The organism is Meiothermus hypogaeus (assembly GCF_003574035.1).
Taxonomy (GTDB): domain Bacteria; phylum Deinococcota; class Deinococci; order Deinococcales; family Thermaceae; genus Meiothermus; species Meiothermus hypogaeus.
The window spans coordinates 1-1,147 of the sequence record NZ_QWKY01000167.1 but is presented as its reverse complement, the minus strand read 5'-3'; the positions used below and the strand labels follow the sequence as shown (position 1 = coordinate 1,147).

Sequence of the window (1,147 nt, the reverse complement as noted above, 5' to 3'; positions counted from 1 at the left end):
CCATCCGCCTCACCCACGGCTATTCCCGCGATCACCGCCCTGACCTCAAGCAGTGGGTGATGAACCTGGTCTGCGCCGACAGCGGAGGCATACCGCTTTTGTACGCACCTGGGGATGGCAACCAGTCGGATCGAGCGGAGCTGGTCTGGCTGGTGAGGCGGTATCGGGAAAGTCTGAACTTGGGGGAGATGGTGGTGTTGGATGGGGCCAGCTACAGCGGGGATAATCTGCGGGCGCTGGAGGGGTTTGGCTGGATTCTGCGGGTGCCCGCTTCCCTCAAAGAGGCCCAGCAGCTTCTGCAGGGGGAGCCTCCTGCGGGAGCCTGGCTTCCCCTGCTTCCCGGCTACCGGGGGCTGGAGGTGGAGAGCGAGTATGGGGGTGTGCGGCAGCGCTGGCTGTTGGTGGAGAGCCAGGAGCGGGCCCGGCTGGCGGAAGAGGAGCTAAACAGACGGGTGGCTCGGACCGAAGGGGAGGCACAAAAGGTCTTGGGCCGGCTGACGGCTCGAACCTTCGCCTGTGAGGCCGACGCCAGGGGGGCTTTGGCGGAGGCCAGCGCCCGGCTTCCTTTCCACCGGCTGGTCTACCTGGGGGTGAAGGAGGAGCGGAAGCGGGGCCGGGTGGGGAGGCCCCGAAAGGGGGAGCCGCCGCGAGCGGTGCACTACCGGCTCCTGGCCCGGGTGGAGGTGGACGACGGGAAGCTGGAGCGGGCCCGGCAGGGGCTGGGACGGTTCCTCCTGGCCACCAACGTCCTGGATGCCCTGCGCTTGCCCGCGGCGGAGGTGCTAAGGCGCTACAAGGATCAGGCCCGGACGGTGGAGCGAGGGTTCCGCTTCCTCAAAGACCCCCTGTTCTTCGCCTCAAGCACCTTCTTGAAGCGAGCGGAGCGGGTGATGAGCCTGGGGATGGTCATGGCGGTGGCCCTGTTGGTCTACGCCTTGGGGGAATGGGAGCTCAGGCGGAAGCTCTTGGAGGGCCAGGCCAGCCTACCGGATCAGAAGGGCAAGCCTACCCAAAGACCCACCCTACGCTGGGTGTTCCAGCTTTTCCTGTGGGTGCGTCTGGTGGTGCTGGAGGGCAGGCCCCGGGTGCTCAACCTGACACCCCATCACGAGACGGCAGCCCGTCTGCTGGGGGTGGAGCGATATTA

The 1,147-nt window shown here is 66.9% G+C and carries 1 protein-coding gene; it reads left to right on the top strand.

Features of this window, described 5'->3' with window-relative positions; translation table 11 throughout:
• Positions 1 to 1,147 (top strand): IS1634 family transposase (locus tag Mhypo_RS17745; protein WP_119342526.1); only part of this gene is annotated, 1,147 nt, incomplete at both ends.